Annotated in this window: 24 protein-coding genes and 1 pseudogene; 11 read left to right on the top strand and 14 right to left on the bottom strand. The window is 69.7% G+C overall.

All coding sequences use genetic code 11. The features are described from left to right. Positions 1–4: 4 nt before the first annotated feature. The 8 genes from J0I43_RS15980 (at position 5) to J0I43_RS16015 (ending at position 8,377) form a co-directional block, all read left to right on the top strand. A complete protein-coding gene (locus J0I43_RS15980) occupies positions 5–1,267 on the top strand; it encodes a four-carbon acid sugar kinase family protein (RefSeq protein ID WP_292866207.1) in 1,263 nt (420 codons plus the stop codon). Further along, positions 1,264–1,590, top strand: coding sequence for an antibiotic biosynthesis monooxygenase (locus tag J0I43_RS15985; RefSeq protein ID WP_292866210.1), 327 nt, complete (start codon positions 1,264–1,266; stop codon positions 1,588–1,590). The genes J0I43_RS15980 and J0I43_RS15985 overlap by 4 nt, the downstream gene beginning before the upstream one ends. Positions 1,591–1,764: 174 nt before the next feature. Next, complete coding sequence (locus J0I43_RS15990) at positions 1,765–3,126, top strand: ABC transporter substrate-binding protein (RefSeq protein ID WP_292866213.1); 1,362 nt, start codon at positions 1,765–1,767, stop codon at positions 3,124–3,126. A 67-nt stretch (positions 3,127–3,193) separates the two neighbouring features. After that, positions 3,194–4,144, top strand: a complete 951-nt coding sequence (locus J0I43_RS15995; protein ID WP_292866216.1) for a carbohydrate ABC transporter permease — start codon at positions 3,194–3,196, stop codon at positions 4,142–4,144. Continuing rightward, positions 4,141–4,995 carry a carbohydrate ABC transporter permease gene (locus J0I43_RS16000; RefSeq protein ID WP_292866219.1) on the top strand — a complete coding sequence of 285 codons (855 nt, stop codon included), beginning with the start codon at positions 4,141–4,143 and terminating at the stop codon, positions 4,993–4,995. The genes J0I43_RS15995 and J0I43_RS16000 overlap by 4 nt, the downstream gene beginning before the upstream one ends. A 3-nt stretch (positions 4,996–4,998) precedes the next feature. Next, positions 4,999–6,222 carry a serine hydrolase domain-containing protein gene (locus J0I43_RS16005; RefSeq protein WP_292866222.1) on the top strand — a complete coding sequence of 408 codons (1,224 nt, stop codon included), beginning with the start codon at positions 4,999–5,001 and terminating at the stop codon, positions 6,220–6,222. After that, positions 6,219–7,220 (top strand): glycosyl hydrolase family 32, encoded by a 1,002-nt coding sequence (locus J0I43_RS16010; RefSeq protein WP_292866225.1) that lies wholly within the window; start codon positions 6,219–6,221, stop codon positions 7,218–7,220. Before J0I43_RS16005 ends, J0I43_RS16010 begins: the two co-directional genes overlap by 4 nt. Then, positions 7,217–8,377 (top strand): serine hydrolase, encoded by a 1,161-nt coding sequence (locus J0I43_RS16015; protein ID WP_292866228.1) that lies wholly within the window; start codon positions 7,217–7,219, stop codon positions 8,375–8,377. The genes J0I43_RS16010 and J0I43_RS16015 overlap by 4 nt, the downstream gene beginning before the upstream one ends. A 16-nt stretch (positions 8,378–8,393) precedes the next feature. Here J0I43_RS16015 and J0I43_RS16020 read toward each other — a convergent pair whose 3' ends face one another. After that, the gene (locus J0I43_RS16020; protein WP_292866231.1) at positions 8,394–9,446 is read right to left on the bottom strand and encodes a LacI family DNA-binding transcriptional regulator; all 1,053 of its coding nucleotides are present in this window, start codon (positions 9,444–9,446) and stop codon (positions 8,394–8,396) included. A gap of 214 nt (positions 9,447–9,660) precedes the next feature. On the opposite strand from J0I43_RS16020, the gene J0I43_RS16025 reads away from it, so the two are divergent. Continuing rightward, positions 9,661–10,617, top strand: coding sequence for a DMT family transporter (locus J0I43_RS16025; RefSeq protein WP_292866233.1), 957 nt, complete (start codon positions 9,661–9,663; stop codon positions 10,615–10,617). 3 nt (positions 10,618–10,620) lie between these two features. Here the strand turns inward: J0I43_RS16025 and J0I43_RS16030 are convergent, their stop codons facing one another. The 4 genes from J0I43_RS16030 to J0I43_RS16045 are packed head-to-tail and all read right to left on the bottom strand — an operon-like array spanning position 10,621 to position 14,634. Beyond that, positions 10,621–11,655: a Gfo/Idh/MocA family oxidoreductase gene (locus J0I43_RS16030; RefSeq protein ID WP_292866236.1), complete on the bottom strand. Its 1,035-nt coding sequence runs from the start codon at positions 11,653–11,655 to the stop codon at positions 10,621–10,623. Then, positions 11,652–13,298 (bottom strand): FAD-dependent oxidoreductase, encoded by a 1,647-nt coding sequence (locus J0I43_RS16035; RefSeq protein WP_292866239.1) that lies wholly within the window; start codon positions 13,296–13,298, stop codon positions 11,652–11,654. Before J0I43_RS16035 ends, J0I43_RS16030 begins: the two co-directional genes overlap by 4 nt. Then, positions 13,295–14,344, bottom strand: a complete 1,050-nt coding sequence (locus tag J0I43_RS16040) for an alcohol dehydrogenase catalytic domain-containing protein (protein WP_292866242.1) — start codon at positions 14,342–14,344, stop codon at positions 13,295–13,297. Before J0I43_RS16040 ends, J0I43_RS16035 begins: the two co-directional genes overlap by 4 nt. Then, entirely contained in the window at positions 14,344–14,634 is a 291-nt protein-coding gene (locus J0I43_RS16045; RefSeq protein WP_292866245.1) for a YciI family protein, read from the bottom strand. Before J0I43_RS16045 ends, J0I43_RS16040 begins: the two co-directional genes overlap by 1 nt. Positions 14,635–14,756: 122 nt before the next feature. On the opposite strand from J0I43_RS16045, the gene J0I43_RS16050 reads away from it, so the two are divergent. Continuing rightward, positions 14,757–15,497, top strand: a complete 741-nt coding sequence (locus tag J0I43_RS16050; protein WP_292866248.1) for an SDR family NAD(P)-dependent oxidoreductase — start codon at positions 14,757–14,759, stop codon at positions 15,495–15,497. On the opposite strand, the gene J0I43_RS16055 is transcribed toward J0I43_RS16050, so the two are convergent. From J0I43_RS16055 to msrB, 9 genes and pseudogenes are all read right to left on the bottom strand, one after another. After that, positions 15,491–16,375 carry a shikimate dehydrogenase gene (locus tag J0I43_RS16055; protein WP_292866251.1) on the bottom strand — a complete coding sequence of 295 codons (885 nt, stop codon included), beginning with the start codon at positions 16,373–16,375 and terminating at the stop codon, positions 15,491–15,493. The genes J0I43_RS16050 and J0I43_RS16055 overlap by 7 nt on opposite strands. An 85-nt stretch (positions 16,376–16,460) precedes the next feature. Beyond that, the gene (locus J0I43_RS16060; RefSeq protein ID WP_292866254.1) at positions 16,461–17,870 is read right to left on the bottom strand and encodes an MFS transporter; all 1,410 of its coding nucleotides are present in this window, start codon (positions 17,868–17,870) and stop codon (positions 16,461–16,463) included. Positions 17,871–18,019: 149 nt separating this feature from the next. Beyond that, entirely contained in the window at positions 18,020–18,916 is an 897-nt protein-coding gene (locus J0I43_RS16065) for a LysR substrate-binding domain-containing protein (protein WP_292866257.1), read from the bottom strand. Positions 18,917–18,955: 39 nt separating this feature from the next. Then, positions 18,956–19,414 (bottom strand): VOC family protein, encoded by a 459-nt coding sequence (locus tag J0I43_RS16070; RefSeq protein ID WP_292866260.1) that lies wholly within the window; start codon positions 19,412–19,414, stop codon positions 18,956–18,958. After that, positions 19,411–21,153: an FAD-dependent oxidoreductase gene (locus J0I43_RS16075; RefSeq protein WP_292866263.1), complete on the bottom strand. Its 1,743-nt coding sequence runs from the start codon at positions 21,151–21,153 to the stop codon at positions 19,411–19,413. The genes J0I43_RS16070 and J0I43_RS16075 overlap by 4 nt, the downstream gene beginning before the upstream one ends. Beyond that, complete coding sequence (locus tag J0I43_RS16080) at positions 21,150–22,025, bottom strand: TIM barrel protein (RefSeq protein ID WP_292866266.1); 876 nt, start codon at positions 22,023–22,025, stop codon at positions 21,150–21,152. Before J0I43_RS16080 ends, J0I43_RS16075 begins: the two co-directional genes overlap by 4 nt. Further along, a complete protein-coding gene (locus tag J0I43_RS16085) occupies positions 22,022–23,743 on the bottom strand; it encodes an FAD-dependent oxidoreductase (RefSeq protein WP_292866269.1) in 1,722 nt (573 codons plus the stop codon). Before J0I43_RS16085 ends, J0I43_RS16080 begins: the two co-directional genes overlap by 4 nt. 429 nt (positions 23,744–24,172) lie before the next feature. Beyond that, positions 24,173–24,721, bottom strand: a pseudogene (locus J0I43_RS16090) (nitroreductase family protein); the annotation flags it as partial. After that, positions 24,718–25,119 carry a peptide-methionine (R)-S-oxide reductase MsrB gene (gene msrB, locus J0I43_RS16095; RefSeq protein WP_292866272.1) on the bottom strand — a complete coding sequence of 134 codons (402 nt, stop codon included), beginning with the start codon at positions 25,117–25,119 and terminating at the stop codon, positions 24,718–24,720. The gene msrB and the pseudogene J0I43_RS16090, both read right to left, overlap by 4 nt. Before the next feature lie 119 nt (positions 25,120–25,238). Between msrB and J0I43_RS16100 the strand changes: the two genes are divergently transcribed. Next, positions 25,239–25,508 (top strand): DUF3263 domain-containing protein, encoded by a 270-nt coding sequence (locus J0I43_RS16100; protein ID WP_292866275.1) that lies wholly within the window; start codon positions 25,239–25,241, stop codon positions 25,506–25,508. Positions 25,509–25,511 lie beyond the last annotated feature (3 nt).

Raw genomic sequence — 25,511 nt, forward strand, 5'->3', positions numbered from 1 at the left:
ACACATGAAGACCATCATTCTGGACGACGACCCGACGGGCACGCAGTCGGCGACCGGCGCGCGCGTCCTGCTGCGCTGGGATGTCGCGACGATCGCCGACGCACTCCGCGAACACGACAGCGTCTATCTGCAGACCAACTCACGTGCGCTGGATGAGGCATCCGCTGTCGCCCTCATCCAACAGATCGAGCTCGACGTCGAGGCGGCGGCGGCTCGGCTGGGGGAGTCGACGCGATATGTGCTTCGGGGTGACTCCACACTGCGCGGACATGTGTTCGCGGAATCCGACGTGCTCATGGCGGATGACGGCATCCTCGTCTTCGTGCCGGCCTTCCCCGAAGGCGGCCGGACGACGCGCGGCGGCGTGCACTACGTACGATCTGCCGGGGTCGACGTTCCCGCCCACGAGACCGAATATGCGCACGACCCGGTCTTTCCGTTCGGCACGTCGGTCCTCGTCGACTACGTGGCGGAGAAGTCTCATCGCCACGCCATACCCGTCTCGCTCGCGCAGGTGAGAGCGGGACAGCTCACCGAGGTGCTGCGCTCGGCTCCCCGCGGCGCGGTCGTCGTCCCGGACGCCGAGAACGCGTCAGACATCGCGTCCATCGCCCGTGGGATCGAGGAGGCGTGGGACGCAGGAGTCCCGTTGGTCGTGCGGTCCGCTTCTCCTCTGGCTGCAGAACTGGCCGCCGTCACCAGTACCGGGCTGCTTTCGACGCCGCTCGCCGCGGCAGGCCAGCGCGTGCTCGTGGTGTGCGGCTCGCATACATACGGAGCAACGGCTCAGATCGAAGCGGTCGCGCAGCGCTGGGGCGCCCCCGCCGTCATCGATACGGGCGAGGCGCTCGCAGATCCCCGTGCGGAGGGTGAGCGCGTCGCGGACTCGCAGCGCGATCGGCTTGCGCGCACGGGGCTCGCGTTCATCGCGACGGCTCGGGAGCGGTCCGCCGACCACGGCACGCTCGATCACGGCAGCCGTGTGATGGCGGCGCTGACGACGACAGTGGCGATGCTGCTGCCCTCCGTCGACGTCATCATTGCGAAAGGCGGCATCACGTCCGCGGACGTGGCGCGCGTCGGCATGGGCGCGGTGGCGGCGGACGTGCTCGGTCAGGTGCTCCCGGGCGTGTCCGTCTGGCGTATGCGGGTGCGAGACGGTCGCTCAGTCCTCTACGTCGTCGTGCCGGGCAACGTGGGCGAAGCCGATACTCTCGCCCGCGTCCTGGAGGCGTTGCCGCTCCTGCCCGCGGCTCTGACGGCATGAGCGTCGTCGTCGTCGCGGTGTTCTCTCCGCTCGAGGGACGTCGACCCGAGCTCCGCGCTGCGCTCCGTGCGGGAATCGCCGCTGCGCACGCGGAGCGCGGGTGCCTCCTGTACGCGATCCACGACGCCGATGACGGCACCATCGTCATGATCGAGAAGTGGGAGTCCCGCGCCGACTTGGATGCACATGCCGAAGGAGCCGCGATCGACGGTCTTCGCAGGGATGTCGCCCCCTTCCTCGCGAAGGAGGTGCTCGTCACCACGATGACGCCTCTTCCCGAGGGGACCGTGGAACAGGGCCTCCTGCACCACATCACGACCTGAATGAAGCCTCGCGGCGCCGAGTGGAAATCAGCGCCGTCGTATACGCCTTGACGTAGCACCCGCGGATCGTGCATAGTGTGCTAAATGCATTTAGCACTGAGAATGCATGACACAGCACCATCCGCGACACCATCGCCGACCGAGGCGGTGACGACGACAAGGGAGTCCATTCACATGTCACGACAGCACATCACCCGGCGAAGGACGTTCCGCCGGCTCCTCGCGGGCACAGCCCTCGGACTGACCGCCACACTGGGCATCGCCGCCTGCTCGGCGACCGCAACGGGCGATGACGCGTCTTCGCGTGTCGAAGCCGGTGACGGGACGGGCACCGTCACCGTGTGGGCGCTCGATGGCCAGTCCGCCGAGAACGAAGTCATCCAGAAGATCATGGACGGCTTCCACACGGCGAATGCCGACATCGAGGTCGACATGCAGTTCATCCCGGCCGATCAGTTCACCACCGCGCTGCAGACCGCCAGCGACGACGAGCTTCCCGATGTCGTCGCCGTCGACGGTCCCGTCATCGCGAACTTCGCCTACCTCGGGCGGATCGCACCGATCGATGAGTGGGTGTCGAAGGACACCATCGACAATCAGACCGACGCCATCAAGGGTCAGAACATGGTCGACGGTCACCTCTACGCCGTCGGGATGATGAACTCCGGTCTGGCGATGTGGGGGAACAAGAAGCTCCTCGACGCGGCCGGAATCACGATGCCCACCAGCGCGGCCGACGCCTGGACCGCGGAGGAGTTCACCCAGGTCGTCGACACACTGTCGAAGCTGGATGCCGACGGCAAGCCCCTCGGCATCGGCGAGGCCAACGGCCTCACCGGCGAGTACGGGATCTACGGGTTCGCTCCCGTCCTGTGGTCGGCGGGCACCCCGATCCTCGCCGACGGCAAGGCCGCCGGCTCCCTGGACTCCGACACGGCGGCGGAGGCGATGACGACGTTCGCGTCGTGGCGTGATTTCGTCGACCCGGACACCGACGGTCAGGCATTCCAGTCGGGTCGTGTTGCCTTGAACTGGATGGGCAACTGGCTGTACCCCGCGTACAAGGAAGCTCTGGGCGACGATCTGGTCGTCGGGCCGCTTCCCGACTTCGGGGCAGGTGCCAAGACGGGCTCCGGCACGATCGCGTGGGCGATGGGCGGGGCGACGAAGAACGCCAAGGCGGCCGGTGCGCTGCTGGATTACCTGATGAGCGACGAGGTCGTCACAAAGTACACGTCGGCCAACGGTGCTCCTCCGGCGACGCTCACCGCGCTCGAAGCCTCTCCTCTTTACGGAGCGGGCAAGCCCCTCGAGTTCCTGTCCAGCCAGCTCAACGCCGCGTGCCCGACCGAGGACAAGCTGACCGAGGACTGCGTGGCGGTGTCTCGACCGGTGACCGCAGGCTACCCCGTCGTGACCGCGGAGTTCGGCAAGGCGCTCTCGGCGATCTGGGGCGGCGCCGACGCCAAGTCGACTCTCGAGGCGGCAGCACGCGCCATCGACCGCGACTTCGCGGACAACGACGACTACAAGTGAGCATGTTCGTCCCGGGTGGCTCCGCAGGTCGGAGCCACCCGGGGCGATCCGCTTTGGAGACGAACTCATGACTCTCGCACCTCTCGCGCGCCTTCGTCGGCGCGGACCGCAGCCACGGCGGAGGCCATCCGCCGCGGGCCCGTTGATGGCCGCGCCGGCGATCATCCTCCTCATCGCGTTCCTCGTCTTGCCGTTCATCGGCGCGATCGTGGCCTCCTTCTTCCGAATCCAGCTCGGCAACCCCCGACCGCCGAAGTTCGTCGGCTTCGAACAGTACGCGCGGCTGTTCCTCGACCCGGATATCAGCGCGACCTTCCTGCGTGCGCTGGGCAACAACTTCACGTTCGCTCTCATCGTGGTTCCCGTGCAGACCGCGCTCGCGCTGGGGCTCGCGATCCTCATCAACCGCAAGATCCGCGGGATGACGGTGTTCCGCACGCTCTTCTTCATGCCTCTGGTGTTCCCGCTCGCTCTGGTCGCGGTGATCTGGCGGCTGATCTTCGCCCGCGACGAGTACGGGCTGCTCAACGGAGTGCTCAGTGCGATCAGCGGTGGCGCGATCGCGCCGCACGACTGGTTGGGCGATGGGGCCACCGCGCTCGGCGCGATCATCGTGATGTCGGTGTGGCAGAGCGTGAGCTTCCAGATGATCATCTTGTTGGGCGCCCTGCAGGGCGTGCCGAACGAGCTGTACGAGGCGGCATCCATCGATCGGGCGGGGCGCTGGAGCCAGTTCCTGCACGTCACCGTCCCGGGCATCCGCAACACCCTGATCTTCGTCGCCCTGCTGACGACGATCTTCTCCTTCCGGCTCTTCGACCAGGTGTATCTCCTCGACCGCAGCGGATCGCTGGACATCGAGTCGACGCAGACCGTCATGTACCAGGTGATCACCACCGGTTTCGATCAGAACAACATCGGGCAGGGTTCCGCGATGGCCGTCGTGTTCCTCATCATCGTTGCGCTCGTGGCGCTGATCCAACGACGGCTCGTCCGTCAGGAAGGCGGAGTGTCATGAGCGTCGTCCGAACCAAGAGGGGCCGGGTCGCGACCCGTGTCTGGGAGTACGCACTGCTCGGCTTGTTCGGGATCGTGTTCTTCGCGCCGATCTACTACCTGATCGTCGGTAGCTTCCGTCCCGGCGATCGGGTGCTCGCGGGAGTCGCGGGGTTCTTCCCCTCGAACCTCACCTTCGACAACTACGTCGCGGTCTTCCAGCGGTTCTCGAACCCGGTCACCGGCTACCTGTGGCAGTTCATCGCCGTGTCGGTGATCGTCACCGTCGTGGTCGTCGTGGGCGGGCTGCTCGTGAACTCGCTCGCGGGGTACGCGCTGGCGAGGATGAAGTGGAAGGGCCGGTCGTTCGTCCTGCTGATGATCACGATCCTCACGATCATCCCGTTCGAGGCCGTCGCCCTGCCGCTGTACTACATGCTCAACGACAGCCGGAACACGATCTACGTGCAGGCGCTGCCGTTCATCGCGAGCGCGTTCTCGATCTTCCTCTTCTACACGTTCTTCCTCGATATGCCGAGCGAGATCGAGGAAGCTGCACGGCTGGACGGCGCCGGGCCGCTGCGCACCTTCTTCCAGATCGTCGTCCCGATGTCGCGTCCGGCTTTCGCGACGGTCGCGATCCTCACCTTCCTCGCGCAGTGGGGCTCCTACCTGTGGCCCGTTCTCATGGTCAGCGATACATCGGTCCGGCCGCTGCCTCTGGAGCTGAGCGTCTTCCAGAGCGCACAGCCCCCGGAGTGGGGCGCCGTCCTGGCGTTCGGTGTGATCTTCGTCCTCCCGGTGCTCGTGATCTTCCTGGTCTTCCAGCGATGGTTCGTCGCGAGTGTCGCAAGCTCGGCGATCAAGGGCTGAGCGATGGACTTCGACACCACGATCCACGGCATGGTCGCGCCCGGGTACGAATCGGTCGCCGAAGCCTTCGCCTCGACGGTGAGCGAGTCGGGCGGTTCCGCTCTCGCAGTACGCGTCGACGGGCTCACCGTGCTCGACCTCTGGCACGGAGCGGCCGACCGCGAACGTGCGGTTCCCTGGCAGCACGACACGATGGCGATGGTCTTCTCCTGCACCAAGGGCCTGCTCGCCATCATGATCGGCCACCTCGTCCAGGAAGGTCGTCTCGAGCTCGATCTGCCCGTCGCGACCTATTGGCCGGAGTTCGCGGCGGCAGGCAAGTCCGCCATCACAGTGCGCCAGGCTTTGTCGCACCGTGCCGGACTCGCAACCCTTCGCGATGACGTCGACCTCGGTGCGGCGCTCGACGACGCTGCGATGGCTGCGCGGCTCGCTGAGGAGGCTCCGCTGTGGAGCCCCGACGCGGCGTATGGATACCACGCGTTGACCTATGGCTGGCTCGCCGGCGAGATCATCCGGCGTGTCACGGGCGAGACACCGGGCGCGCGCCTGCGTCGCACGCTCGCAGGACCCTTGGCCGCAGATGCATGGATCGGCGTGCCGGAGCCGGACCTGCCGCGTGTGGCTCGACTCGCTGCGGGAGACTCCCTGTCGGCGCCGCCCCCGATGACGACAGAACGAGCCATCGACCCCGAGGACGCGCGTTGGATGGAGCGTGCGATGACGCTCGGCACGGCGTTCCCGGCGTCGTTCGTCGTCCCCGGTGAAGGGTTCGACGATCCGCGTGTGCGCCAGGCCGGAGTACCGGGGGCGGGTGGCGCGGCGAGCGCCGCGGGTCTGGCCGCGATCTGGTCGGCGACCGTCGTGCCCGTTTCGGGCGTGGAACCACTGGACGCAGCGGTGGTCGCCGATATGACGCGCGTGCAGAGCGAGGGCGAGCCCGTGTGGTGGCTGCCGGGACCGTACCCTCGGTGGGGGACAGGCTTCATGCTGCCATCGGAGCGGCGACCGTTCCTGTCCGATGCGTCGTTCGGACATGACGGCGCCGGCGGACAGATCGCGTTCGCCGACAGCCGGCACCGCGTCGGCTTCGGATACGTGACGAGCCTGCTCGAGGTGCACTCCGACGACCGCGGCGACAGCATCGTTCGTGCCTTGGGCCGCGTGCTGGGCGCGCCGCCCCGACGCGACTTCGAGGTCGCCGCAGAGGAGAACGGGCGTTCATGACCTTCGAGATCGACGACCGGTGGGTATGGGACTTCTGGCTTGCGCGGGATGAGGGAGACTTCCACCTCTTCTTTCTGAACGCCCCGCGCGCGCTGGGAGACCCGCACCTGCGTCACCGCAATGCGACGATCGGACACGCCGTCTCGACCGACCTGCGCACCTGGTCGGAACCCGAGACGGTGATCTCACCCGGGGCTGAGGAGGCGTTCGACGGTACCGCGACCTGGACCGGCTCGGTCATCCGCGACGGCTCAGGATGGCGCATGTTCTACACGGGGTCCCGGTTCCTGTCCGAGGACAGCCACGCGAACATCGAGTCGATCGGCGAGGCCACCAGCATCGATCTGCACCGGTGGAGCAAGGCGCCCGGTCCGCTCGTGACCCCCGATATGCGGTGGTACGAGACCCTCGAAACGGGAACGTGGCCAGAGGAGGCGTGGCGGGACCCCTGGGTGTTCCGCGCTGACGACGGCTGGCACATGCTGATCACCGCACGCGCGCGCCGTCCGATCGGCGATGACCCCCGCGACACGGGTGTCGTCGGCCACGCGTTTTCACGCGACCTGCGCTCGTGGGAGGTCAGGCCGCCGCTCAGTGCGCCCGGTGCGGGATTCGCGCATATCGAGGTCATCCAACCCTTCCGCTTGGGGTCGCGTGACTTCATTCTGTTCTGCTGCGACGCCGCCCATCTCGTCGGCGCGCGGGTGGGGCAGAGCGGGGGGATCTGGGTCGCCCCGCGTGACTCGCAGAGCGGTTGGTGCGACGTGCACATGGCGCGACGGCTGACGGACGAGACTCTCTACGCGGGCCGGATCGTGACGACCCCCGACGAGAGACTCGCCTTGATGGCATTCGAGAACGTCCTCGGCGACGATTTCGTCGGACGGATCAGCGACCCGATGTACCTCGTCGCCGATCACGAGGGGTGGCCGGTCCTGGCGACGGATGCCGGGGCATCCTCTGCACCCGCCACTCGAGTCGAGGGGGCATCTCGATGACGATCGACGTCAAAGGTCATGCCGACGAACGCTTCGGAGGCGTGGTCGATGCGTTCCGGGCCGGGTTCCTGGACGGTCACCCGATGGGCGCGGCGCTTGCCGTGCGGGTCGACGGCAAGCCGGTCGTCGACGTCTGGGCGGGAACGGCCGACGCGCGCACCGGCCGGGCCTGGGATGCGGACACGATCAGCGTGATCTTCTCGTGCACCAAAGGGCTCATGTCCATCCTCGCCGCACAACTCGTCGCAGAAGGACGACTGTCCTACGATCGCCTCGTCGCACGGCATTGGCCGGAGTATGCGACCGATGCCAAAGCGGCCACGACGATCGCGGACCTGCTCGCTCATCGTGCCGGCGTGCCCGCGATCGTCGAGAACCTGTCCGTGGAGGATCTGAGCGATTGGGACAGGTGCGTGTCGCTGCTCGCGGCGGCCACGCCGCACTGGTCGCCCGGGACCGCGCACTCATATCATCCGATCACGCACGGGTGGCTCATCGGCGAGGTGATTCGTCGTGTCACGAGGCAGAGCATCGGCGACGTCTTCGCGGAGCGTATCTCGGCGCCCCTCGGCATCCCGGCGTGGATCGGACTTCCGGCCACGGTGGAGCATCGGGTAGCGGATATGGCCGTGGGTGCCAGTCTGGCCGAAGCGACGCGGACACTGGAGCAGGCGGCGCAGACGGACCCGGTGCCGCTTCGCGCGATGACTCTCGGTGGGGCTCTTCCCTCCGCGCTCGTCGGGCCCGGCGAGGGTTTCAACGACCCGCGGGTCAGGGCGGCTTGTGTCCCGGGAGCAGGTGGAGTGACCAGCGCACGCGCTCTCGCAACGATCTGGTCGGCGACCGTCACAGAGACCGATGGCGTGCAGCTCTTCCCGCAGGGACTGCCGGCCGATGCGGTCACGACGGTGAGCGGGGGTGAGCCGTTCTTCGCCGCGCCTCCACCCTGGCCGCGGTGGGGGATGGGGTTCCAGCTGGATTCCCCGGCGCGCCGATACGTGACTTCTCGGGGATTCGGGCACGATGGCGCCGGCGGACAGGTCGCGTTCGCGGAACCGGACGCGAAGGTGGGGTTCGCCTACCTCACGAACCTGATGGAAGCAGGCGACGACCGGGGAACACGGATCGTTGACGCGCTGCGCGCTGCGCTGGAATGAAGAGTGGACCGCGCCGTCACGCGATGCGCGGCTCCGCGATGGACGACCGTTTGACGAGCGGCATCTCGATGAGGTGCTCACCGGCCTCCGCCGGGTGGAGGAGGAGCTCGACGGCGCGGCGCCCCATGGGGATGTGAGGCAGCGCCATCGTGGTGAGACCTGGGCGGAGGTACGCCGCCACTTCGTCGTTGTCGAAGCCGATCACGGAGACGTCCCCAGGCACCGACAGGCCGGCATCGGCGAGGGCCTGGTAGGCGCCGAAGGCCAGGCGGTCATTCATGCACAGCAGTGCAGTGATGGGCAGGTCGCGCTCGAGCAGTCCGGTGGTTGCCGCGTAGCCGCCCTCGGGCTCCCACAGCCAGACGGACTCCTCGGCCAGGAAGGTGAGCCCGTGCGCGGCGAGCTCGTCGCGCACGCCGGCGACGCGCCGCGACACCGTCACGGACCGGAACGCGTCGCGTTCGACCTCGTCGTTCTGGCCGATGAGGGCGATGCCGTCGCGGTGACCGCGCTCGATGAGACTGCGCACGGCCACACGTCCTCCGAGCGTTTCGTCAGGAAGCACGGATGTCAGGTGGCGCGGACTCGTGGCATTCAGCATCACGACCGGCAGCCCCGCCGGAAGGTCGGGGACGACGAGCTCCCGAGCGCGCATGCTCGCGAACACGATTCCGTCGACCTGTCGATCGAGGACGGCGCCGATGGCCGCAGACTCGCGCGCCGGCTCGCCGCCCGTCTCCAACACCAGGAGGACGTGATCCGCCGCTTCCGCCGACTCGATCGCTCCCTGGATCAACCCGCTCGCGAAGCGGGTGGTGGCGACGTGATCGGAGATGAAGCCGATCGTGTGGGTCTTGTCGGTGCGAAGGCTGCGAGCGGCCACGTTCGGGCGATACCCGAGGGCTTGCGCCGCCGCGTGGACTCGGTCATGGGCGGCCTGCGACAGGCGCGTGTCCGGCCGATCATTGAGGATCATGGACGCTGCCGTCGTGGAGAGTCCTGCCAGGCGCGCGACGTCGGCGAGTGTCGCTCTCTTGCCCGGCATCTCTCCTCCATCGGTCTTGATCACTGGCTGGCTAAATCCTTTCACACACGCGACCGTTTTCCCCGGCGATGCAGAGGCGCCCGAGACCTCGCCTCCGCTAGCGTCGAAGGGTGGACGACGCGCACCCTGGGACCGAACCCGAGCCGATCACCGAGGCGATCTGCATTCTCGGCTACGACTGATCCGGGTGGATTCCAGGCGACGGGGAGGCGCGACCGGGCGGCTAGGCTGACTCTCCGTGACTGCTGCCGCTCCCGCTCGACTGCCGGCGGCGGTCGCCATCGCGGGCGCCGTCGCGGTCGGCGTCCTCACGGCGCTGCAGGCCCGCGTCAACGGTCAGCTCGGGCGCCAGCTCGATGACGGGTTCGTCGCCGCCGTGGTCTCCTTCGGGTCGGGACTCGTCGTTCTCGTCATGCTCTCTGCGGCGCTGCCGAGCGGTCGCCGCGGCGCGCGTGCCCTCGCCGCCGGCATCCGTCGCCGGACGATTCCGTGGTGGATGCTCGCCGGCGGCGCCGCCGGAGCGCTCACGGTCGCGACGCAGGGACTTGCCGTGGCGGTCATCGGCGTTTCGCTGTTCACGGTCGGCGTCGTCGCGGGGCAGACTCTCTCGGGGCTTGTCCTCGACCGCGTCGGCTACGGTCCGGCGGGGGTCGTCGCGGTCACGATGCCGCGCGTCGCGGGAGGCGCGCTCGCACTCGTCGCCGTTGCGATATCGCTGCAGGGCGACCTGCTCGCACGCGTGCCGTGGTGGATGCTCGCGCTTCCCTTCCTCGCCGGCATCGGCATCGCCTGGCAGCAGGCGACCAACGGTCGACTGCGTCAACGCGTCGGGACTCCGCTGACGGCGACGCTCGTGAACTTCATCGGCGGCACCGCCATCCTCGCCGTCGCCGCCCTCGTCCACGTCGCACTCGTCGGCACGCCGGACGTGTGGCCGATCGAGCCGTGGATGTACCTCGGCGGCGTCATCGGGGTGACGTACATCTTCTTGTCGGCCGCGCTCGTCGTGCACACCGGCGTGCTGCTCCTCGGCCTCGGAGCCGTCGCCGGCCAGCTCGTGACCGCATTCCTGCTGGATGCCGCGTGGCCGGCCGATGCCGGACCGGGCTGGCTCGCCGAGCTCGCGATGGTCGTCGTGGCCGGGGCGGGCGTCATCGTCGCCGCCGCGCCGTGGCGGCAACGCGCGCGCGACTGACGATCAGACGGGGATGACCTCGACGGTCGCCCCGGTCTGCGCGGCGGTGACGATCGCGTCGAGGACGGCGAGGTTCTGCGCGCCCTCCCGCCCGCTCACGAGCGGCTCCGCTCGGCCCGACACCACATCGGCGAAGTGGCGCAGCTGCTCCGCGTAGGGGCTGGATGCCGCGACGTGCTGTCGCACGGGATGCATCTCGGTCGTCCATTCGCGGGGTCCGTCGTGCCGCCAGAGCTCCAACGTCGGCACCGTGAGGGATGCCTCGGTGCCGCCGATGCGGTGCGATTCGACGCCGTGTGCGGGGAAACGGGGCGAGTCGCCCGCCGTCAGGTCCCAGCTCCACGGTCCGGCGACGGCATCGGAGATCACGAGACTCCCCAGCGCGCCGCTCGCGAACGCGAACGACACTGCTCCGGTGTCTTCGACGTCGAGACCGCGCACGGCGCTCGACGACATCGCCGAGACCGCCGTGACCTCGCCGATCAGGTGACGGAGCAGGTCGATCTCGTGGATCAGATTGATGAGGAACGTGCCGCCTGCGCCGGGTGTGCGGTGCCAGGGGATGTCGAAGTAGTCGTCGGGTTTGGCGAGGAAGTAGGTGGCGCTCGCCGCGACGATGCGCCCCAGCTCTCCCGAGGCGATGATCTCCTTGGCGCGGACCATCACGGGGTGGTAGCGCCGGTGGTGACCGACCAGCACCGGCACGCCGCGCGACTCCGATGCGGCGACGAGCCGGCGGGCCTCGTCGAGCGAGCCCGCGATGGGCTTCTCGACGAGGACGGGAATCCCCGCCTCGACGAAGTCGAGAGCCTGCGGAACATGCAGTTCGTTGGGCGTTGCGATGATCGCGGCATCCGGCCGTTCCGCGTCGATGAGCGCCCGATGGTCTCGGTAGTGCACGGCGCCCGACTGTGCAGCGAGGTGCGCTCCCGCGTCGAACGGGTCCGCGACGCCGGCGAGCGTCACCCCACCGGTGTGCAGGACGGCGTCGACGTGCGTGCGACCGATGGCCCCGGCGCCGACGAGTGCGACTCTCATGCGTGTGCCTCCAGAAGGGTGGATGCCGGGAGGCGGTGCGCCCCGGCGACGTCGCCTGCCTCGTACGATCGGGCCAGGGCGGAACCGAGCGTCGCTCCGCCGCCCGGATAGGTGTTTCGGAAGACGCCGGCGGCGACGTTTCCCGCGGCGAAGAGACCCGGCAGCGGCTCACCCGCCCAATCGAGCACGCGGCTGCGCTGGTCGGTGCGGACACCACCGGAGGTGCCGAGCACGCCGGCGTGGAGCGGAACGGCCGCGAAGGGCGGGGTCTGCAGCGGTGCGAGACAAGGGTTGGGCTCGTGCGTCGCGTCGCCGAGGAAGCGGTCCTGCGGGCTCGACCCACGACCGAACAGGGTGTCCACGCCGATCTCCGCGTCGGCGTTGAATCGTCGCACGGTCGTCGCGAGGCCTTCCGCGTCGATGCCCGCCGCTTCCGCGAGGCCCTGCAGGGTATCGGCCGACGTCGCCCAATCCGGCGCGGTGCCGACCGCGGAACCCGCGATCGGGTAGCGCGCGGCGAAGGCCGCGTCGAAGACGAGCCATGCCGGGGCGTTGCGCGGCCGCCCCGTCGCCGGATCGGTGTCGCCGAACATGCGGCAGGTGTCGTGGTAGGCGAGCGCCTCGTTGACGAAGCGCTCGCCGGCGGCGTTGACGACGATCGACCCCGGGAGCGTCATCTCGACGTTGCCCATGCGGCCCGACGGCAGCCCGTCGTAGGTCTGGGTCGGGGGAGTGAGGACGGGGACGCCCCAGATCGCGGTCATGTCGGCGACGGACGCCCCCGCCTCCAGCGCGAGCTCGAGCCCGTCGCCCTCGTTCGAGGGCGCGCTGATGGGCGTCACGGGGAACGCGAGGAAGGCCTCGCGCAGGCGCGGGTTCCACTCGAAGCCTCCCGTGGCGAGGACGACGGCGGCGGCGGAGACCGCGCGCCCGCCGAAACCGATGCGCCACCCGAACCCGGTGCGCTCGAGCGCACCCGCGCGGACGCCGCGGACGACGTCGATGCCGCGGTCGAGGCAGCTCGCGACGAGGGCGCCCACGAGCGCGCCCCCCATCGTCCGCACGCCGCGATCGCGACGCTCGGCGAGAAGCTCGGGGTCGGGTGCGCGGCCGTTGAGGTCGTCGCGCTCGGCCATCGTCAGGAGCGGAAAGTACGACGACGGGCGCAGCGCCTCGGCGAGGCCCGGGACGCTCGACGGATCGAACGCGTCGTTGTCCAGGCTGCGGCCGCCCTCGGCGGCGCCCGGCCACTCACCACGGTAGTCGGGTCGTGCGAGTGCGGTGAGACGAACGCGGGTCGACGACGTGAGGTATTCGATCGCCGCAGCGGCGGTCTCGACGTACCAGTCGATCGTTCCGGCATCCATCACGTGCCCCGACGACGCCGCGAGATATGCGCGCCCCGCGGCGGTGTTGTCGCGGAACCCGGCGCGGGCGGCACGAGCGGTCGCGGGCGCCCAGATGACTCCGCCGCCGGCGCACGTCGTCCCGCCGAGGAGGTCGGCCTTCTCCGCGACGCAGACGCGCGCCCCGGCATCCGCCGCGCGCAGCGCCGCGACGAGCCCCGCGGCGCCCGATCCGAGCACCAGCACATCGACGCCCTCGGGCAGGTTCTCGGCGCCGATGAGGAGTCGCCCGGTCATGCGAGCACCGCCGCCTGGGTCGCCGCCGGCATCAGGACGATGATCTTCCCGGACGGGATGCCGGGGTCGGCCATCGTGCGGAACGCCTCCTCGAGGTCCTCGAACGCGAAACGGTGGGTCACGAGCGCCGCGACGGCGCCGGGATGCCGCGCGAGGAGCGCGAGCCCGTCGGGGATCAGCCCGAGACTGTTGCGGCTGCCGCGCAGGTCGATCTCTTTGTCGGTGAGGTCTTTGATCGTGATCTGCGCAGCGCGCGGCGAGATGCCGACCTGGACGATGCGCCCGGCGGATCCCACGAGCCGGATGGCGTTCTCCAGCGACGCGGGCACGCCGGTCGCCTCGATGACGATGTCCGGCCCGGCGCCATCGGTCAGATCGGCGATGCGTGCGGCCTGATCGACATCGGGGAAGCCCGCGCCGACCTGGAGGGCGACCGCAGCGCCGAACCGCTCGGCGAGGGCGACCCGGTTCGGATCGGTGTCGGCAGCGATGACGGTGACGCCGCGTTCGCTCAGTGCGAGCGCGGCGAGCAGCCCGATCGGTCCGCAGCCGAGCACCAGCGCGACCGCGCCCGCGGCGGGTTCGGCGCGGCTGACCGCCTGGAGCGAGATCGAGGTGGGCTCGCCCAGGGCCGCGATCTCCAGGGGAAGGTCCTTGGGCACGCGGTGCACGCGCGCCGCGGGGACGCTCAGCACCTCCACGAACCCGCCGTCCTCGTAGCAGCCGAGGACGGAGAGCCGTGCGCACACGTTCGATCTGCCGCGGCGGCACGCGCGGCACGAGCCGCACGCGACGAGAGGGTCGACGGCGACGCGGTCGCCGGCATCGAAGTCGGTTCCCACTGCTGCGTCGATGACGACGCCGGACAGCTCGTGCCCCTGGATGAGGGGCAGATCCGTCGGGAAGTCGTCTTCGAAGATGTGCAGATCGGTGCCGCACAGGCTGACCGCGTGCACGGCGACGCGCACCTCCCCGGGGCGGACGGCGGGCTCGGGCTCCTCGGCGAACGCGATGCGCTCGGCGCCGACGGTGCGGGCGACGCGCATCACGCCGCCGTCCGCGGGTCGAAGAACACGTTCCAGGTCGCGATGGTGCGCGCCTCGATGAGCCCGGCCTCCGCGAACGGATCGTCGTCGAGGCGCGCGGCGAGCGTCGACTCATCGGTGTCCTCGAAGACGAGGAGGGCGCGCGGCTCATCGCCGGCGAGGGGGCCGCTCATGTACAGCAGGCCCGCGTGGTGCAGCCCCTCGAGGAAGGCGAGGTGGGCGGGTCGGTGCGTTGCGCGGTCGTTCTCGCTGTTCGCGCGGTAGGCGTAGGTGACGGCGAACGTCGGCATGACGACTCCTTTGTCGGGGTGGTTGTCGCTTCAGTATGTGACGCCGATAGTGTGAACAGAACGACTGAATTCGTCATTGTTTATGCTTGCAGGCCGTCTTATTGCTCGCTACCGTGAGGCGCATGTCACAGGTGACCTTCGATTTCCATGGCTCTCACGTCATCATCACGGGAGGGGCGCGCGGCATCGGTGCCGGCATCGGAGCCCTCTTCGCGGCCTCCGGTGCGGCGGTCGCCGTCTGGGATCGCGATCCCGATGCGTTCCGCGGAGACTGGGAGCCGGCCGCGCTGATCCGCGCCGACGTCACCGACGAGGCTTCTCTGCAGGCGGCCTTCGCCGAGACGCTCGAGCTGTTCGGGTCGGTCGACATCGTCGTCTCGTCGGCGGGCATCACCGGGCCCGTGGCCCCGCTGTGGGAGTACGGGGCCGACGACTGGCGACGTGTCGTCGACCTCGACCTCACCGGCGCGTTCCTGACCGCCAAGACGGTCGTGCCGCACCTGCGTGAGCGCGGGTACGGCCGTGTGATCACCGTGGCCTCGATCGCGGGCAAGGAGGCCACCGCGTCGCTGTCCGCCTACACGGCCGCCAAGCACGGCGTGGTCGGGATGACCAAGGTGCTGGCGCGCGAGCTCATCTCCGACGGCGTCACGGTCAATGCGATCGCCCCGGTGATGGTGCGCACCGAGCTGTTCGCTCAGCTGACCGACGAGTTCATCGAGCGGACCCGCGCGCTCATCCCGCTCGGCAGGTTCCTCACGGTCGAGGAGGTCGCCGCGACCGTCGCGTGGATCGCAAGCGATCAGTGCGGATTCACGACGGGGGCGACGTTCGACCTCTCCGGCGGTCGCGCCGACTACTGAGCGGCGCTGGTCGCCACGCCGGCTGCGCCGCTCAGCTCCAGGAAGTGGGCGCGCATCCGGTCGCGGTCGGGCTCGACGCCCGTGATGAGACGGAAGGTGTCGGCCGCCTGGCTCGCGACCATCCGTCCGCCGTCGAGGACGGCGCAGCCGAGTGCGCTCGCCGCGTCGAGCAGTTCGGTGTGCAGAGGCCGGTAGATCGCGTCGGCGACCCACAGGCGTTCGTGCAGCAGCGCCGGGTCGATGGGGGTGCCCGGGTGTCCCACCATCCCGACGGGGGTGGCGTTGACCAGGCCGTCGGACGCGGCCACGGCATCCGCGACCTGGTCCGTGCCGATCGGAGTGATCCGGGCGTCGGGGAACGCGGCGCCCAGTGCGTCACGCACGGCCGCCGCTCGGGTGACCACGGGATCAAACACCGAGAGCCGTCGGGTTCCCGCGCGCAGGAGCGCGTAGGCGATAGCGGATCCGGCGCCGCCGGACCCCAGCAGCACGACATCGTCCAGGTCGGGGTCGTCGAGACCGGTTCGCAGCCCCGCGGCGAAGCCGGAATGGTCGGTGTTGTGCCCGATCGCGCGCCCGTCCCGGAAGAGGATCGTGTTGACCGCCCCGAGGAGCCGCGCATCGGCCGACAGGTCGTCCAGCGCCTCCCACACCGTCTGCTTGCACGGATGCGTGACGTTGAGCGCGTCGTACCCGAGACGTCGCGCCGCTGCGACGAGCTCGGCGGCCCCCTCGGGGGCGACGCCGAGCTCGTCGATGTCGATGGTGCGATAGAGGTAGCGGATGCCGAGGGCATCGGCTTCGCGCTCATGGAGCGCCGGCGTGGACGAGGTGCCGATGCCAGAGCCGATCAGTCCGACGAGGTACGCGTGCGACATGGTCTCTCCTGACGATGACGATGATGGTGACGAAGATGAGCGGGGCTCGCATCCGCAGCGGATGCGAGCCCCGTCGGGGTGCGGTTCAGCGCCGCCCGAGGCGGTCGTAGGGCGTCGTGCGCACCGACTGAGTGAGCGGCTCTCCCGACTCCTCGCGGCGGTCGATCTCGGTGAGCTGACGTCGCGTGAGACCGAGCCGCGCCGTGGGCGTGAAGGCCGTCTCCGGCGCGAACAGAGTCGCGATGCCGGAGACCACGATGATGCCGATCGTGAAGAACGCGACGGCCGGCCAGTTGTTCTCGTTGCCTTCGCCGGTCACGAAGCCCTGCGCGATCGCGGGGGTGAACCCGGCCAGCAGCAGCCCCAGCATGAGGCTCACCGCCATGCCGGTGTAGCGCACCCGTGCCGGGAACTGCTCCGGGAAGTAGGCGGGGTACACCGAGTTCGACAGCGTGTACGCGAAGCCGATCAGGAAGATGCTGAGGGTCCAGACGAGCGGCATGTTCGCGGCATCCACCGCTGCCAGCAGCGCGTAGATCGTGATCGACTGCAGCACGAGGCCGATGAGGAACACCGGCTTGCGCCCGAATCGGTCGGAGAGGGCGCCGGCGACGGGGCCGAAGCACACGGCGGCGAAGTTCGCGACGGTGATGATGACGAGCATCTCTGCGCGGGGAATCCCGGCGACCGTGGTGCCGTACGCCAGGACGAAGACGTTGAACATCGTGTTCACCGCGGCGAAGATCGCCATCAGCGTGACGCGCAGAACGGTGCCGCCGTTGTAACGCAGGAGCGTGACGAGGGGGATCTTGGGCGCCTCGTCGGAGTCCTTCGTCTCCTCGAAGACCTCGGGCTCGTCGAGCATGCGGCGCAGGACGATCGCGACGACGGTGACGAGAAGCGACGCCCAGAACGGCACGCGCCAGCCCCACGACAGCAGTGCCTCTTCCGGCATCGCGGCGACCGGGATGAACACGAGGCTCGAGATGACGATGCCGAACATGATGCCGCTCATCGTCCAGCTGGTGAAGAAGCCGCGGCGGCGGTCGGGTGCGTGCTCGAGGGTCAGCGCGCTCGACCCGGGGGACTCGCCGCCGGCGGAGACGCCCTGCACCAGTCGCAGCGCGACGATGATGATCGGCGCGGCGACGCCGATCGCATCCCACGTGGGCAGGCAGCCGACGAGGAACGTTGCGACGCCCATGATCGACAGGCACGCCAGAAGCGCCTTCTTGCGCCCCCACCGGTCGCCGATGTGTCCCCACAGCACGGCGCCGAAGGGGCGTGCGACGTAGGCGACGCCGACCGTCGCGAACGAGAGCAGCGTCGCGACGCCGGGCTCGCCCGCGGGGAAGAAGAGGTGCGGGAAGATCAGCGCCGCTGCCGACGCGTAGATGAAGAAGTCGTAGTACTCGAGTGCACTGCCGACGAAGCCGGAGATCGCCGCGATCTTCGCGTTGTTCTTCTGCGGTGGGTGGGATGTCGTCCTTGACATGGCTGAGGCCTTCGCTCGTGGCGTCGCTCCGCGGCGCCGTTGATCTGCGGGATGGGACGGATGCCGGGGCGATCCGTTCCGAACAGAGTGCCAGCGTAATTGTGTGGCGTCCAGAACAGAGTTTGTCTGAGACTAGGCGTCAAAGGCTCTCAAATTGTCGGCGTGGGAAGGATGCGCTCGGACAGCTCGAGCACGGCCCGGACGGCGGCCGTCTGCTCGTCCTCCATCCACGCGATGCCGTGCTGCATGTACTGCGGCGGGTCCTCCAGCGGAACCCAGCGCGCTCCCTCCGGCATGATCGAGGCGAGGTCCTGCGCCGTGATCGTCACCCCGAGACCGGCGGCGACGAAGGTCAGCATCATGTACGGGTCGGCCATCTCCTGTGTGATGCGCGGCCGGAAGCCCGCCGCGACGCAGCATCGGATGAGCCCCTCGGCCATCGCGGAGGATCCGTCGAGCGGCATCGACAGGAAATCGTCCTCCGCGAGTCGACGTAGTGAGAGCGTGGTCTCCTCGGCGAGAGGGTGGTCGACCGGGAGCACGGCGCCGAACTCGGTGCGGGCGATCAGGCGCGCCGCCACGCCGCTCGTCGCGATCGGGAGTCCGACGAACGCGATGTCCAGAACGCCGGTGCGCAGTTTCGCCAGCCCGTCACCGGTGCTCACACGGCTGACCAGTTGCAGGTCGATGTCGGGGAGCTCGCGCCGCACGGCGCGGGCGAGGGCAGGCAGCGTCAGATGGTTGAACGCGCCGGAGAAACCGATCCGGACACTGCCGTGAACCGACCCCGATGCGGCGCGCGCGGCCTCGGTGGCCAGAGACAGATCCTGGATGACGCGGTATGCCATCGGCAGCAGAGCCCGTCCGGCAGGGGTGAGAGCGACGCTGCGCGTATTCCGCTCGAACAGCTCTGTGCCGATGCTGGCTTCGAGCCTGCGGATCGTCTGGCTCAGCGGTGACTGTGCGACGTGGAGCCGGGCGGCGGCACGGCCGAAGTGCAGTTCCTCGGCGACGACGACGAACGCTTCCAGCCACCGGATCTCCACGTCGCGAGCATAGCGGCCGTCGGATGCCACGGGAGAGCCCTACGCCGGCGTCGACAGGATCTCGAGGAAGAACCCGAGTGACGGGCGTGCATCGAAGTACGCGTATCGGACGCCGCCGCCGCGGACCGAGTCGCCCTCTTGGTGAACGGGCACGCCGATGGCGCCCATCGCCGCGACGACGGCATCGTGATCGGTCACCGCGAACCGGATGTGATGCAGGCCCGACCCGTGTTCGTCGACGAACTCCTGCCAGATGTCCGGGCCGCCCCGCGGCGAGAGGAATTCGAGCTCGATGCCGAACAGGTCGTAGAAGACGACGTCGACCTCGGTGTCGATGCGCGTACCGCGGTACGCCGCACCGACATAGCGATTGGTGACGCGGATGCGGGGCTCGAGGCCGAAGATCGCGCGCATGCCGGCGATGGCCGCGTCGGGATCGGCGACGACGATCCCGATCTGGTCGAGCGACGAGGCGAGCGTGCGCAGGTTCTCGGTCATGCGTTCACCTGCGCCTCGATCGCGGGCCCCGTGACGACGGCCGCCGCCGCGTCGAGGGCGGCGAGGTAGCCGAACGTCATCCCGGCCCCGACCTGGCCCCCCGCGCCCGGATACTCGGCCGCCATCGGGGAGTCCGCGTCGTTGCCGGCGGCATACAGGCCTGCGATGGGCTCGCCCTCCGCGTCGAGCACGCGCGCGTGGGCATCGATGCACAGGCCCAGCGCCGTGCCGAGCGGGGTCGGCACCAGGGGGAGCGCGTAGAAGGGAGCGGTGCGGATCGGGCCGAGGTTCACGTTCGGAGCGTGCCGTGGGTCACCGTACTGGTGGCCGAACGGGCTCGTCCCCTTGCCGAAGTCCTCGTCCACGCCCGTCTCCGCGAAGCGGTTGTTGCGCTGAATCGTGTCGGCGAGTCCGGCGGGATCGACGCCGATCCGCCGTGCGAGCTCGTCGACGGTTGAGGCGCGATGGATGTAGCCGTCGCGCACGTACTTCTGCAGGAAGGCCGTCGGGGTGTGCGGGCGGATCATGCCCAATCCGTACTCGTGCAGGGAACGCGCGTCGATGATCAGCCACGCGGGAACGGCTTCGTCGGAGGACTGCGTCCGATACATGGCGCGGACGAACCGATGGTAGGAGACCGACTCGTCGACGAACCGGCGCCCCGAGGCGGTGACGGCGACGATGCCCGGCTTGGCGCGGTCCCAGATGTGCGGGAACACGACGAGAGAGCCGTCGCCGCGTCGCCCGATGGAGCTCGGGAACCAGAAGCCGTTGTCGCCGTGGTCGGGTCCGAGCGCCCCGCCGGCGGCCATGCCGAGGGCGATCGTGTCGCCTGTCGCTCCCTCCGCGGCACGCGTGAACTGCGGTGTCGGCGTCGGCAGATGCCGCTCCCGCCACGCGGGGCTGGCCGCGAACCCTCCGCCAGCGAGGATGACCCCGCGGGTCACACGGATGCGACGCTCCCGCCCGCCGGACTGGACGACGGCGCCCACCACCCCGCCGTCCTCGACGATGAGCTCCCGCGCGGTGCTCGAGAACCAGACGTGTCCGTCATGCTGAGTGAGCGTGTGGAACAGGTTCGCGACGAGGGCGTTGCCCATCGCCAGACGGGTTCCGCGCGGGTGGCGCAGCCGATCGAAGAACCATCGGAAGCCGAGCGAGAGTGCGAGGCCCGCGGCCCGCGGCGACCAGCGGAACAGCTCGAGCAGCCGATTGACCTCCGCGCGGCGCACCATCAGCGTGCCGCCGAACAGCGCGAACTCCGGCACCGGTGGGCGCACGCGACGGAAGTCCTCGCTGCTGAGCACTCGCCCATCGAAGGTCTCCGGTTCCAGGGCGCGGCCGACGCCGGCGCCCTCGACCTCGGGGTGGTAGTCGACGACGGTGGCGGAGTGCCAGAAGCGCACGCCGAGACTGTCGTACCAGTCGATCATCTCGGGGCCGTGTTCGAGATAAGCCTCTCGGATCTCACGGGGGGCCTTGTCGCCGACGACGCCGTCGAGGTAGAGCGAGGCGAGCTCCCGTTCGCCGGTCATGCCGAGCGCGCGCTGGTGCCGGTGCCCGGGGACCCAGCACGTCCCCGCGGAGTAGGCGGTGGTGCCGCCGAGGTACTCGGTCTTCTCGAGCACGAGGGTCTTCAGGCCCTTGGCCGCGCCCGTGACGGCGGCGGAGAGACCGGCGGCGCCGGTGCCCAGAACGAGCAGATCGACGGTGTCGTCCCAGCTCTGCGATGCGGTCATGCGACTTCTCCTTCGGTGTGGGACCCCGGCCGCAGTGCCGGTGTCGGTGCGGCATCCACTCGCTCGACGAGATCGCGCGCGGTGCGGATGACCTCCGCCGCGTAGGAGCGCGGGTCGAGTCGACGTCGGAGGCGCTCGTGGGGGATCTCGACGCTCACGGGAGTGCCTGCCGGAGTGGCGGCGAGAAGGTCGGCGAGGGGCAGCGAGCCCTCGCCGACGAGCAGCCGCTGTACGCGGGCCTCGCGCTGGAGCCCCGTGATGCGGGCGTCGTCGTCGACGGCCTCCGGCGGATCGGCCGGGGCGTCGCAGAGCTGCACGACCGGGACGAGGTCGGCCTCGAGGGCCCCGATGTCGCTGAGCGGCGAGCCGCCTCGCTGAACGTGCAGCGGGTCGATCATGAGCGCCGCGCCGGTCGCTCGGGCCACTGCCGCGGCATCCGCGACGGTACGCACGGGTTGGTAGGAGATCGGCTCGAGCAGCGGACGGATGCCGAAGTCGGCGGCATCGCGCGTGAGTGCGGAGAGCGTGTCCACGAGACGCGCACGATCGGGGTCGGCGCCGGTGACGGTGAGCGCGGACGCGCCCAGAGCGGCCCCGGCCTCGAGCGCCGGGAGCCAGTCGCCCGGCCCCGTGTGGGTCGTCACGGGCAGGAACTCGATGTCGCGCACCGTCACCCCGGTGTCGCGAAGCCGCGACAGCGTCTCGCGCAGCAGAGGAGAGCCGGGCGCGAGGTCGAACGCGCGCTCGGTGGGGGTGACGGCCTTGACGCGGATGCCCACGAAGGAGAACCCGACCGCGGCAGCCGTCTCGACGAGCTCGGGCGGCGTGAGTGAGAGAAGGGTGAGGTGCGCGACCCCGATCGAGCGCGTCATCGCTGTGCCTCCGCTTCCGTGCGGGCCAGATCGCGTCCGGCGATGTAGCCGAAGGTGAGCGCCGGTCCGATGTTGACCCCGCCTGCGGGGTAGTGGCCGCCCATGACGTTGGCCTGGTCGGCTCCGACGGCGTACAGGCCGGCGATGGGGCGGTCCTTGGCATCCAGGACGCGTGCCCGCCCGTCGGTGGCGAGCCCGGCGAAGGTGCCGAAGGAGCCGGGCAGCACGCGTACCCCATAGAACGGCCCCTTCTCGAGCGGGGCGAGCGACGGGTTCGGTCCGTACGAGGCGTCGCCCCCGTAGCGGTTGAAGGGCGTCGATCCCCGTCCGAATCGGGTGTCGAGACCCGAGCGGGCGTCGAGGTTGAACTGCGCCACGGTGCGTTCGAGTCCCGCCGGATCGATGCCGCACTTCTCGGCCAGGGCGCGGAGCGTCGGCGCCTTCACGAGGTAGCCGCTGCGGAGATAGGGGAACAGCGGGACGGGGCGGGGCTTCGCCATTCCGAGCGGGAAGCGGCGAACGAACGTCGCGTCGCCGATCTGCCAGGACTGCACGGGCTCGTTCTCCGGCGCGGCGCGGAACATGCCGGCGACGTAGTCGAAGTAGCCGTTCGCCTCGTTGACGAACCGTTCACCGGTGGAGACGACGCCGATGCTGCCCGGCTTCGCGCGATCCATGATGTGCGGGAAGACGCCGACGCGACCCGACCGGTAGGGCACGAGGGAGACGGGGCACCAGGCGCCCGCAGACGCTTGCTGCCTCAGGACGCCGCCGACGCTCTCGCCGAGGGTGATTCCCGATCCGTCCGCGGTCTCGGGCGCGAGGGTCCAGTGCTCGCTCCCCGTAGGGGTGCGCGGGAACCTCTCGCGACGGCGCGCGACATCGTGCGGGAATCCGCCCGCCGCGAGCACGACGCCCGAGCGCGCCGTCAGTGACTCCTCCCCGTCGGCCGACCGTGCGACGACACCGGTCACCCGGCCGTCGTGGTCCTGCGTGAGGCGGAGGGCGGGTGTGGAGACACGGATGTGGACACCGGCATCCTCGGCCGACTGCAGCAGACGTCCGACGAGGGCCGTGCCGTTGACCAGCTGCATCCCGCGGCGGTGGACGACGAGGTCGATCAGGTGCCGACCGACGCGCCAGGCGCAGTGCCAGATGCCGCGGAGGCTGCCACGCGCAGCAGACAGGAAGGCGCCGAGATCGGGCCCCGCCATGATGCCCATGCCGAGGAACGACGTCTCGTACAGCTGCCCGCGCAGCAGGCGACGCACCGACGGACTCAGTCGGCGGGCGTCGATGGGCTTCGGCGCGGCGGACCGGTTGCCCGTGCCGGCGTGCGGGAGGGTGCCGTAGATATCGTTGATCTTCGAACCGGGGATGAGCTCGAGGGCCGTCTGCGTGTGGAAGAACTCCACCATCTGGGGCGCCGCGACGAGGAACGCGTCGACGCGTTCCTCGTCGTAGTCCGCGCCGAGCGCCGCGCGGAGGTACGCCTTGACGTCCTCGATCGATTCGTCGACGCCCTCGCCGCGGGCGAGCATCGACCGCGGCGCCCACAGCCAGCCGCCGGACCATGCGGTCGCGCCTCCGCAGACATCGGCGGCCTCGAGGACCAGCACGGATCGGCCCGAGTGCGCCGCCGCGATGGCGGCGGCGAGACCGCCGGCGCCGGCTCCCACGACGATCACGTCGTATTCGGTTGCGGGGGGCAGGGTCATCGGGTTCCTCCATTGGCTCCGTGACGATCGTGCGGATGCACGACATAGACTATGTACGCTATGAAGTATAATTAAGCCTTGATAGTGTGTAAAGAACGATATAGACGCCCGTGCGACGGCGCAAGTCCGCGTTCGGAACATCCGAAGAGGCCGGTGCCTCCATGGCACCGGCCTCTTCGTATGGGAACCCCGACATCTCTGGGGCTCCGGGGGAGGATCTCAGTCGTGGCTGACGGCGGCCGCCTTCGCGCGGGCCTTCTCCGCGCGCCGGGCGGCCTTCTCCGCCTTCCGCGCCTTCGCTGCCCAGTCGGTGGGCCTCTTCTCCTTGCGCTTCTTCTCCTTGTGCTTCTTCTCCGCCTTCCGCGCCTTGGCGGTCTTCTTCGACTCGGTGCGCCAGTGCGTGAACTCGTCGGGCGTCGTCGTGACCCCCGGCATCCGGGTGACGTGCGCGCGCGCCTCGACGGCCTTGCGGCGCTCCGGCCGTGACCGCTCGGGCTTGCCTCCGACGTACAGCCAGCCGAGGAGCTCCTCGTTCTCGCCGAGACCGTGGGCGGCCGCGACCGGGGCCGACCGCGTGTAGTGGCCGGTGCGCCAGATGACGCCCCATCCCGCTTCGTCGAGCAGCAGGCTCAGGGTATGCGCGACGCCGGAGGCGACCGCCTCCTGCTCCCACCGCGGCACCTTCTCGCTCGCGCGATAGCTCGCGACGATCGCGACGAGCAGCGGTGCGCGCAGCGGCTTCGTCGAGGGGGAGGAGTCGCCCTGGGCCGCGGCGATCGCGGCGCCGAGGACGAGCCGGTCGTCTCCGCGCAGTTCGATGATGCGCCAGGGGCGCAGCGACGAGTGATCGGCGACGCGCCCGGCCGCGGAGACGAGGGTGAGGAGTTCGGCCCGCGTCGGTGCGGCGTCGGTCACCTTCGACCAGGAACGGCGCTGACGCACCGCCTCGAGCGCGGGGCGCGGGTCGGCGTCGCTCATGATTCCGGCGCGAACGAGAGCGACAGGGAGTTCATGCAGTACCGATCGCCGGTCGGCGTGCCGAAGCCGTCGGGGAACACATGACCCAGGTGCGACCCGCAGTTGGCGCAGCGCACCTCGGTGCGCACCATGCCGTGGGTGCGGTCCTCGATGAGCTCGACGGCCTCGGGGCGCACCGACTCGTAGAAGCTCGGCCATCCGCAGTGCGAGTCGAACTTCGTCCCGCTCTGGAAGAGCTCGGCACCGCACGCGGCGCACGTGTACAGACCGGCGCGGTGCTCGTCGAGGAGCTCCCCGGTCCACGCCCGCTCGGTTCCGGCCTGGCGCAGCACGGCGTACTGATCGGGGCTCAGCTCCGTCCGCCACTGCTCGTCGGTCTTCTGCACGTTGTACGACATGGGTGGTCACCTTTCGTCCGTTCTATTCAACCCGAACGAAGCCCTGCGTGTTCCGCAGTCTTCGGGATGTCCGGGGTGGCTCACGGCTCACCCGCCGCGGCGAGGCTAGCCTCGAATCCGTGCCCCTCTCCGCCCGCGACCGCGAACTGCTGGACTTCGAGTCCCGCTGGAACGGCCACGGCGCGGCGAAGGAGGAGGCCATCGCCCGAGAGCTCGAGATGACGCCGGCCCGCTACTACCAGCTGCTGGAGCGCGTCATCGATGCGCCGGATGCCGCGGAGCACGACGCCATGCTCGTGCATCGCCTCCGCCGGATGCGCGAGCGCCGACGGACCGCGGGTGGTGTCGTCGAGGGGGCCGCCGCGATGCGCACAGGTGCAGCCCGGTAGCAT

The sequence above is a fragment of the Microbacterium sp. genome, from assembly GCF_017305435.1.
Taxonomy (GTDB): Bacteria; Actinomycetota; Actinomycetes; order Actinomycetales; family Microbacteriaceae; genus Microbacterium.